Source organism: Frankia sp. CeTa3Moorea, from assembly GCF_978021225.1.
On record NZ_CDXDOR010000158.1, the window covers coordinates 1 to 10,856 of the forward strand.

The 10,856-nt window shown below is 75.2% G+C and carries 2 protein-coding genes; both read left to right on the forward strand.

What is annotated here, in order from left to right; translation table 11 throughout:
* Nucleotides 1–3,939: SDR family NAD(P)-dependent oxidoreductase (locus tag AC08OV_RS20585; RefSeq protein WP_476620139.1), on the forward strand; the 3,939-nt coding region annotated here is incomplete at its 5' end.
* 50 nt (nt 3,940–3,989) lie between these two features.
* Nucleotides 3,990–10,856: type I polyketide synthase (locus AC08OV_RS20590; protein WP_476620140.1), on the forward strand; the 6,867-nt coding region annotated here is incomplete at its 3' end.

The following is a 10,856-nucleotide window of genomic DNA, read 5'->3' on the forward strand; positions in this document are numbered from 1 at the left end:
GCCCTTGTGGGCGGGCGGGGTCGGTTGGCGCAGCGGGCCGTTGTCGTTGCCGGGTCCGTGGAGGAGGCCCGGGCCGGGTTGGGCGCGTTGGCGGTGGGGGAACCGGCGGGCAACGTGGTGACCGGTCGGGCGGACTCGGTCGGGAAGGTCGTGTTCGTCTTCCCTGGCCAGGGTTCGCAGCGGGCCGGGATGGGACGGGATCTGTGCGAGCGGTTCCCGGTTTTCGCGGCTGCGTTTGGTGAGGTCTGCGCGCTTCTGGACGAGCGGTTGGCGGGTGCGGTCGCTCATCCGGTGCGTGAGGTGGTCTTCGGGTCGCCGAACGGGCTGCTGGATCAGACGGTTTTCACGCAGGCTGGCCTGTTCGCGGTCGAGGTGGCGCTGGTCCGGTTGTTGGGGTCGTGGGGTGTGAAACCTGATGTGGTGATGGGCCATTCGGTCGGGGAGGTCGCTGCGGCGTATGCCGCGGGGGTTCTGTCGTTGGAGGATGCCTGCACGGTGGTGGCCGCGCGGGGCCGGCTGATGCAGGCCCTCGAGCCTGGTGGGGCGATGATCGCCGTGAACACCACTGAGGATGAGGTGCGGTCCTGTCTCGGCGGTGGTGTCGATCTGGCTGTTGTCAACGGTCCCGATTCTGTCGTGCTGTCCGGTGACGAGGAGCCGGTGCTGGCCGCTGCCGAGCGTCTGCGTGCGGAGGGCCGCAAGGTCCGGCGGCTGACTGTTTCGCACGCTTTCCATTCCGCGCGGATGGAGCCCATGCTCGCGGACTTCGGTACCGCTCTCGCGGGCATTTCCTGGGGCCCGGCGCAGGTGCCGGTCGTCTCCACCCTGACCGGCGAGATCGTCGCCGGGGATGTGCTGGCGTCGGCGGAGTACTGGGCCGCCCATGCGCGCCGTCCGGTCCGGTTCCACGACGGTGTTCGGGCTTCCGGCGGTGAGCTGTTCGTCGAGGTCGGTCCCGGCGCGGCCCTCTCCGGGCTGCTCGCCGAGGTCGCACCCACTGTCCCGGTCCTGCGGGACGGGCGACCCGAGACCGAAACCGTCCTGACCGCGGCCGGTGAGTTGTTCGTCCGCGGCCTCGACGTCGACTGGACCGCCACCCTCCGGGACGGCGACACCGGCGCCGGCGTCGACCTGCCGACCTACGCCTTCGAGCACCGGCACTACTGGCTGCCGCCGGCCCGGAACGCGGACGCGACGGCGCTCGGCCAGGCGGAGGCCGGCCACCCGCTGCTCGGGGCCGTGGTGCCGCTGCCGGACAGCGGCAGGCTCGTGTTCACCTCCCGGCTGTCGCTGCACACCCACCTGTGGCTGGCCGACCACACCGTCGGCGGCATCGTCCTCGTCCCCGGCACCGGGCTGCTCGAACTGGCCGTCCGGGCCGGAGACGAGACCGGCTGCCCGCTTGTGCGCGAGCTCGTCATCGAGGCGCCGCTCGTGGTGCCCGACCGGGGTGGCGTGCGGGTGCAGGTCGGCGTGTCCGGCGCTGGCGAGGACGGCACCCGGACGGTCGAGATCTACTCGGCGCCGGACGACGGGTCGGCCTGGACCCGGCACGCCAGCGGTGTCCTCGCCCCGCCGGCTCCGTCCGCCCCGGTCGCCTCACCGCAGCTCTGGCCGCCGGCCAGCGCGCAACCGATCCCCCTGGATCCGGCCGGTTTCTACGCCGAGCTCGCCGAGCGGGGCTACGCCTACGGCCCGGTGTTCCAGGGCCTGCGGGCGGCATGGCGCGACGGCGACGACGTCTACGCCGAGGTCGCGCTGCCGGAGAGCGAACGTGAGCCGGCCGCCCGGTTCGGCCTGCACCCGGCCCTGCTCGACGCCGCGCTGCACACCGACGCGCTCGCCCAGACCGGGGACGGCGCGAACGTGCTGCCGTTCGCCTGGACCGGCGTTCGGCTGCACGCCGCCGGCGCAACGACACTGCGGGTCCGGGTGACGCCGTCCGGCTCCGACGGGCTCACGCTGGAGGCGGCCGACGAGACCGGGCAGCCGGTGCTGAGCGTGGAGACGATCGCGTTCCGGCCGGTCGACGTCGGCCGTATCGACGCCGGCAGCCCGGTCCTGAACGCGCTGTTCCAGGTGACCTGGACCGAGCACCCGGAGGCCGCCAGCCGGCCCGCCGAGGTGGTGGCGCCGGTCCGGGTCGGCACGCCGGACGAGGTCACCGCGCTGGCCGGCGCCGCTCCCGCGGTCGCCGTGCTGGAGGCTGAGGGCGACGACGCCCGCGACCTGGTCGGCCGGGTGCTGACCGTCGTCCGTGCCTGGCTGTCCGGCGCTGGCGGGCTGGTGGACTCCCGGCTCGTCGTCGTCACCCGCAGTGCGGTGCCGGCCGGGCCCACGGCCGCGCCCGACCTGGCCGCGGCGGCGGTCTGGGGGCTGCTCCGGGCGGCTCAGGCCGAGCACCCGGACCGGCTCGTCCTGCTCGACCTCGACGAGCAGCCGGTCGACGCCGTCCTGGGCCGGGCCCTGGCCACCGGCGAGCCGCAGGTGGCCGTCCGTGGAGACGCCCTGCTGGTGCCGCGCCTGGCCCCCGCCCCGGCGCCGGGGACGCCGCCGGCAGAGACGCCGCCGGCAGAGACGCCGGTGACCGTGCGCAGCGGCGGCACGGTGCTGGTCACCGGCGGCACCGGTTCGCTTGGGCGGCTGGTGGCCGAGCACCTCGTCACCCGGCACGGCGTTCGGCACCTGCTCCTGGTCGGCCGCCGTGGCTCGGATGCCCCCGGTGCCGACGAGATCGCCGGCCGGCTGCGGGACCTCGGCGCCGAGGTCGACGTCCGCGCCTGCGACGTCAGCGACGCCGTCGCCCTGGCGGCCCTCGTGGAGGGCATTGATCCCGCCCACCCCCTGGCCGGGATCGTGCACACCGCCGGGGTCCTCGACGACGGCGTCATCACCGCCCTGACCCCCGAGCGGCTGGACGGAGTGTTCGCCGCGAAGGTCACCGCCGCGACCCACCTGGCCCGACTGGCTGACGACCTGGCCGGGGGACCGGGCGCAGACCTGGACCTGTTCGTTCTGTTCTCCTCCGCCTCCGGCGTCCTCGGCTCGCCCGGCCAGGGCAACTACGCTGCCGCGAACGCCTACCTCGACGCCCTGGCACACCACCGCCGGGCCGCCGGGCGCACGGCGACGTCGCTGGCCTGGGGCCTGTGGCAGCAGGACACCGGCATGACCGCCCACCTGGGCGCGGCCGACCAGGCCCGGATGACCCGTGGCGGCGTCCGGCCGATCACGCCGGCCGAGGGCATGGAGCTGTTCGACGCCGCGCTCGGCACCGGCGAGGCCCTGCTGGTGCCGATCAGGCTGGACCTGCGGGCTCTGCGGGCCGCCGCCGCCGCGGGCGTGACCCTCCCGGCCCTGCTGCGTGGCCTCGTGCCCGCGGCCCGGGCGGCGGCCCGGTCCGCGGCCACCGCCGGCGACGGCGCCGAAGGGCTGCTGCGGCAGCTCACCGGGCTGTCGCAGCAGGAGCAGGAAGTTGCCCTGCTCGAACTGGTCGGCTCCCACGTGGCGGCCGTCCTCGGCCATGCCGGGACCGACCGGGTGCGCCCTGGTACCGCCTTCCGGGACATCGGGTTCGACTCCCTGACGTCGATCGAACTGCGCAACCGGCTGCGCGAGGCGACCGGGCTGAAGCTGGCCGCCACCGCGGTCTTCGACTACCCGACCCCGGCCGCGCTGGCCGGTCACCTGCACGGTGAGCTCGGCAGCGGCACCGATGCGCTCTCGCAGGTGGACGAGAGGCTGCGCCACATCGAGTCGCTCATCACCGGGCTCGGCTCGGACGCAGGCAGGCGCGCCGAGATCACCGTCCGCCTACAGAGGCTGCTCGCCCTCTGCCAGGGCAGCGCGAACGGCGAGCGCGCGGTCGCCGAACAGCTGGAGGCCGCGTCCGCGGACGAGGTCCTCAGCTTCATCGACAAGGAACTCGGACCGATGTGAGCCGGCCCGCGGGACACCACGGACGGCCGACCCATCGGGAGGAACCGAGCATGGCCACGGACGAGAAGGTCCTCAGCTACCTCAAACGCGTCACCACGGAGCTGCACGACCTGCGCCGCCGGCAGGAGAGCGGTACCGACGAGCCGGTCGCGATCGTGGGCATGGCCTGCCGGCTGCCCGGCGGGGTCAGCGGCCCCGGCGACCTGTGGCGGCTGGTCAGCGAGGGCGGCGACGGTATCTCGGACTTCCCGACCGACCGCGGCTGGGACCTCGACCGGCTGTTCGACGACGACCCCGACGCCACGGGCACCTCGTATGTCGACCGGGGTGGTTTCCTGCATGAGGCGGGCCGGTTCGATCCGGGGTTCTTCGGTATCTCTCCCCGCGAGGCCGTCGCGATGGACCCGCAGCAGCGGTTGCTGTTGGAGACCTCGTGGGAGGCGTTGGAGCGGGCGGGGATCGACCCGGACACGCTGCGCGGCACCGACGTCGGTGTCTTCACCGGCATCATGGGCGTCGACTACTTCATGGGCGGGGCCGTCCCGGCCGAGCTGGAGGGCTTCACCGGTACGGGCGCGGCGCCGAGCGTGGCCTCCGGCCGGGTGTCGTACGTGTTCGGGTTCGAGGGCCCGGCGGTCACGGTGGACACGGCCTGCTCGTCCTCGCTGGTCGCGATCCATCTGGCCGCCCACGCGCTGCGCCGCGGCGAGTGCTCGCTGGCCCTGGCCGGCGGGGCCACCGTGATGGCCACGCCGCACACGTTCGTCGAGTTCTCCCGGCAGCGCGGCCTGGCCCGCGACGGCCGGTGCAAGTCCTATGCCGATGCCGCCGACGGCACCGGCTGGGCCGAGGGCGCCGGTGTGATCGTGCTGGAGCGGCTTTCGGTGGCCCAGCAGCGCGGGCACGAGATCCTCGCCGTGGTGCGGGGTTCGGCGGTGAACCAGGACGGCGCGTCCAACGGCCTGACCGCGCCGAACGGGCCGTCGCAGCAGCGGGTCATCCGCAGGGCCCTGGCCAGTGCGGGGCTCTCGGCCGCCGACGTCGACGCCGTGGAAGGTCACGGCACGGGCACCGTGCTGGGCGACCCGATCGAGGCGCAGGCCCTGCTCGCCACCTACGGGCAGGGCCGGGAGCCGGGGCGGCCGCTGTTCCTGGGGTCGCTGAAGTCCAACATCGGCCACGCCCAGGGCGCCGCCGGCGTGGCCGGGGTGATCAAGGCGGTGCTCGCGCTGCGGCACGGCATACTGCCCGCCACCCTGCACGTCGACGAGCCCTCCACCCGGGTGGACTGGAGCACGGGGTCGGTGGAGCTGCTGCGGTCCACCCGGCCCTGGCCGGACACCGGCCGAGCGCGTCGGGCCGGCGTGTCGGGATTCGGGGTCAGCGGCACCAACGCGCACCTGATCCTCGAGCAGGCGCCCGCCGTCGAGCGCGCGGAGCGGCCGGAGGTGCCAGCCGGGCCGGTGGCGCTGGTGCTGTCGGCCCGGTCCGGGCGGTCGCTGGCCGGGCAGGCCGGGCGGCTGGCCGGCCTCCTGAACGGCGAGGATGCCCCGGCGTTCACCGATGTCGCCTCGGCTCTGGCCACCCGACGGGGCCGGCTGGACGAGCGGGCGATCGTGATTGCCGGCACGTCGGCCGAGGCGGTGGACGGGCTGGTGGGGCTGGCGGCGGGGGAGCCGGGCGCGAACATCGTGGCGGACTCGGCGGACCGGCCGCCGAAGGTCGTGTTCGTGTTCCCGGGCCAGGGGTCGCAGCGGGTCGGGATGGGCCGGGAGCTGTACGAGCGGTTCCCGGTGTACCGCGAGGCGTTCGACGAGGCCTGCGCGCTGCTGGACGAGCGGCTGGGCGGCGCCGTCGGGCATTCCGTGCGCGAGGCCGTGTTCGAGTCGCCGGACGGGGTGCTGGACCAGACCGTCTTCGCCCAGACCGGGCTGTTCGCCGTCGAGGTCGCGCTGACCCGGCTGCTGGGGTCCTGGGCCGTGAGACCGGCCGCGGTGATGGGGCATTCGATCGGCGAGATCACGGCCGCGCATGTCGCCGGGGTGCTGTCGTTGTCGGACGCCTGCACCGTCGTGGCCGCGCGGGGGCGGCTGATGCAGGCACTGCCCGCCGGTGGGGCGATGGTCGCGATCAGTGCCACCGAGGACGACGTCCAGCCGTTCCTGGGGGATGGCGTGGACCTTGCCGCGGTCAACGGGCCGGACTCGGTCGTGCTGTCCGGGGACGAGTCACCGGTCCTCGCCGCGGCCGGGCGACTGCGGGCTGATGGGCGGAAGACCAGGCGACTGGCCGTCTCCCACGCGTTCCACTCCGCCCGGATGGAACCCATGCTCGCCGAGTTCACCGCCGCGCTGGCCGGCGTCTCGTGGAGTGCGCCGCGGATCCCGGTCGTCTCCAACGTGACCGGCCGGATCGCCGCGGGTGGAGAGCTGACCTCACCGGGCTACTGGGCCGCCCACATCCGCCGCCCGGTCCGGTTCCACGACGGTGCCCAGGCTTGCGGGGCCGGGATCTTCGTCGAGGTCGGTCCCGGCGCGGCCCTCTCCGGCGTCCTCGCCGAGACGGCACCCGCCGTGGCGGCGCTGCGCGACGACCGCTCCCAGACCGGAACCCTCCTGGCCGCGGCTGGTGAGCTGTTCGTGCGCGGATCGGAGGTCGACTGGAACGCCACCCTCCCGGACGCCACCCGCCCGTCGGACGTCGACCTGCCGACCTACGCCTTCGAGCACGAGCACTACTGGCTGCCGATGGTCGCGGCAGCCGGCGACCCCGCGGCGCTCGGCCTGGACACCACCGACCACCCGCTGCTCGGCGCCCTCGTCACCCTGCCCGGGGACGGCGGGCTCGTGCTGACCTCCCGGCTGTCCGGCCAGAGCTATCCCTGGCTGGCCGAACACGCCGTCGGCGACGCCGCGGCGCTGCCGGCGTCCGGGTTCGTCGACCTCGCGATCCGGGCCGGTGACGAGGTCGGCTGTGGCCGGCTCGAGGAACTGACCGTCGAGGCGCCGCTCGCGCTGCCGGAGACCGGCGGCGTCCGGATCCGCGTCGTGGTCGGTGGCCCGGCCGAGGACGGCACCCGGACGCTCAACGTGCACGCCGACCACGGCGGCGACTGGGTCCGGCATGCCGCCGGCGTACTGGCGCCGACACCTGCCACCGGAGACCTCGACGGCCGGGACGGGCCAGACGGGCCGGCGGCCGACCTGGGCGTCTGGCCGCCCGCTGGAGCCCGTCCGGTGGACCTCGGTGACCTCGACGCCGAACTCGTCGCCCGCGGGCACGCGTACGGGTCCGAGTCCGCGCTGCGGAACGTCCGGGCGCTGTGGCGGCGGGACACCGAGACGTTCGTCGAGGTCGCGCTGCCCGACGACCAGCAGGACGACGGCGGCCGCTACGGCCTCCATCCCGGCCTGCTGGCCGCGGCCCTGCAGCCAGCCCTGCGTACGGCGGTCGCCGACCGGCCGGACGACGAGCTTCGGCAGCCGCTCATCTGGCATGGCGTGACCCTGGCCGCCGCCGGCGCGAGCGCGTTGCGGGTCCGGCTGGCACCCGTCGGCCCGGGCCGCCCGGACACCGTCCGGCTCGATGCCGCCGACGACACCGGCGACCCCGTGCTGACCGCGGCCGCCGTCATCTTCCGACCGGTGCCAGCGGGCACTCTCACGGGCCCGGACGTCACGCCCGCGACCACCGACCGCGCCGCCCCCCTGCACGAGGTGGCCTGGACGCCGGTCACCACCCCCGCTCGACGGTCCGACCCGGTCCGGCCACCGGTCCGGGTGGAGACCGTCGCCGACGTGCCGGCCGCCGTCGCGGCTGCGGCCGCCGGGCCCACCGTCGCGTTCCTGACCGCCGGTCCGGGCGGGGGGAACGCGCTTGAGCGGACGTGCCGGGTACTGGACGTCGTCCAGGCCTGGCTCGCTGCCGACGAGCTGCAGGAGACAGCGCTCCTCGTGGTGACCGCCGGCGCCGTGCCGGCCGGTGGCGACGAGTCGGTCACCGACCCGGCCGGCGCGGCGGTCTGGGGTCTGGTCCGGGCTGCCCAGGCCGAGCACCCCGACCGTTTTCTGCTCCTGGACCTGGACCCGGCTGCTCCTGTGGATGGCGCACCGGGCAGCGACCTGGACGCCGGGGCCGCCGAACCCGCCGCTGAACCGGGGGGCCTGCAGCCCGACCCCGGCCTGCTCGTCCGGACGGTCTTCGGGGACGAGCCCCAACTGGCGGTCCGCGGCGCGGATCTCCTCGCACCGCGGCTGGTCCGCGCCGAACTCGCTCGGCCCGATCACGCCCGGCCCGATCACGCCTGGCCCGACCTCGCTCGGCCCGGTGCCAGCTGGACCGGCTCGTTCCGGCCGGCCGGCACGGTGCTGGTCACCGGCGGCACCGGCACGCTGGGAGCACTCGCCGCCCGGCACCTGGTCGCCGAGCACGGCGTCCGGCACCTGCTGCTGGTCAGCCGGCGCGGGACGGCCGCGCCCGGCGCGGACGAGCTGGTCGCCGAGCTGACCGGCCTCGGCGCGGAGTCCGTCCAGGTGCTCGCGGCCGACCTGGCCGACCGGGAGGCCGCCGCCGGTGTGCTCGCGGCCGCCCCCGCCGAGCATCCGCTCTCCGCCGTCGTGCACACGGCCGGGGTGCTGGACGACGGCGTCGTCCAGGCTCTGACCCCCGAGCGCGTCGCGGGCGTGTTCCGGCCCAAGGTGGACGCCGCCGGCCACCTCGACGAGCTGACCCGCGACGCCGATCTCGACGCCTTCGTCGTCTACTCCTCGGCCGCCGGCATCTTCGGGTCGGCAGGGCAGGGCAACTACGCCGCGGCGAACGCCTACCTCGACGCACTGATGGCCCGGCGGCGGGCGCAGGGCCGGCACGGGCTGTCGCTGGCCTGGGGCCTGTGGGAACAGCCCACCGCGATGACCGCGCACCTCGGCCAGACCGACCAGGCCCGGATCGCCCGCGGCGGCTTCCTGACGATCGGGCCGGACGAGGGCATGCGGCTGTTCGACGCCGCCCTGGCAGGGGAGGCATCGCCGGCCGTGCCGATCCGGCTCGACCTGCGGGCGTTCCGGGCCGAGGCCGCCGGCGGCGGGCTGCCGTCGCTGCTGCGTGCGCTGGTCCGGGTGACCCGTCCGCGGGGGAGCGCGAACGCCGGCCGGCTGGCCCGGCGACTGGCCGGGCTCACCCCGGACCAGCAGGAGCAGATCCTGCTCGACCTGGTCCGCGGTCACGTCGCGACCGTGCTCCGGCACACGGGACCTGATCAGATCAAGCCGGACACCGCCTTCAGAGAAGCCGGTTTCGACTCCCTGACCTCGGTCGAGCTGCGCAACCGGCTGCGTCGGGCCAGCGGGCTCAACCTGCCGACCACGGTCGTCTTCGACCACCCGAACCCGCGCGCCCTGGCCCGGCACCTGCGCGACGAGTTCGGGACCACCGCCACCGACACCGCCGCGGTGCCCTCCGCAGCCGTCGGGCTCGACGAGCCGATTGCGATCGTCGGCCTGGCCTGCCGGATGCCCGGCGGCGCGGACTCGCCCGAGGCGCTCTGGCAGCTGGTCGCCGAGGGCCGCGACGCCGTCACCGGCTTCCCGGCCGACCGGGGCTGGGACGTGGAGGGCCTGTTCGACGTCGACCCGGAGAACGTCGGCACCTCGTACGTCGACCAGGGCGGCTTCCTGCCTTCCGCGGGCCGGTTCGACGCCGCCTTCTTCGGCATCTCGCCGCGGGAGGCGTTGGCGATGGACCCGCAGCAGCGGCTGTTGCTGGAGGCGACCTGGGAGGCACTGGAACACGCGGGCATCGACCCGACCAGCCTGAAAGGCACCGACGTCGGCGTCTTCACCGGCGTCATGTCCCAGGGCTACGGGACCAGTGGCCCGATCCCGCCCGAGCTGGGCGGCTTCACCGCCACCGGCGCGGCCGTCAGCGTGGCCTCGGGCCGGGTGTCCTACGTGCTCGGCCTGGAGGGCCCGGCGGTCACGCTGGACACGGCGTGCTCGTCGTCGCTGGTCACCGTGCACCTCGCCGCCCAGGCACTGCGCTCGGGCGAGTGCTCGATGGCGCTGGCCGGCGGTGCCACCGTGATGGCGACTCCCGCGACGTTCGTCGAGTTCTCCCGGCAGCGGGCGCTCGCCTCCGACGGCCGTTGCAAGGCGTTCTCGTCCACCGCCGACGGCACCGGCTGGGGCGAGGGCGTCGGGGTCGTGGTGTTGGAGCGTCTCTCGCAGGCGCGGGCCCGGGGGCATCGGGTTCTGGCGCTGGTGCGGGGGAGCGCGGTGAACCAGGACGGTGCGTCGAACGGTCTGACGGCGCCGAACGGGCCCTCGCAGCAGCGGGTGATCCGCCGGGCGCTCGCCACGGCCGGGCTGACCGGCCCCGATGTCGACGCCGTGGAGGCGCACGGCACCGGCACCGCGCTCGGCGACCCCATCGAGGCCCATGCCCTGTTGGCGACCTACGGCCAGGGCAGGGCCCCGGGGAACCCGCTCTGGCTGGGCTCGATCAAGTCGAACATCGGGCACACCCAGGCCGCCGCCGGCGTGGCCGGCGTGATCAAGATGGTCATGGCGCTGCGGCACGGAGTGCTGCCCGCCACCCTGCACGTCGAGCGGCCCTCCGCCCAGGTGGACTGGTCCGCCGGGTCGGTCGAGCTGCTGACGCGGGCGCGGGAGTGGCCGCGGGGGGACAGGCCGCGCCGCGCGGGCGTGTCGTCGTTCGGGCTGAGCGGCACGAACGCGCACCTGATCCTGGAGGAGGCGCCGACCGAGGCGGCCAGGGAGCGCGGGACCGAGGCGACCCCGGCGAGTGAGGCCGAGGGGACACCGGTGGAGGCGCGCCCTGCGGGCGGCCCGGTACCGCTGGTGGTGTCGGCGGGCAGTGTGCGGGCGCTGGCTGGGCAGGCCGAGCGGTTGGCGGGGGTG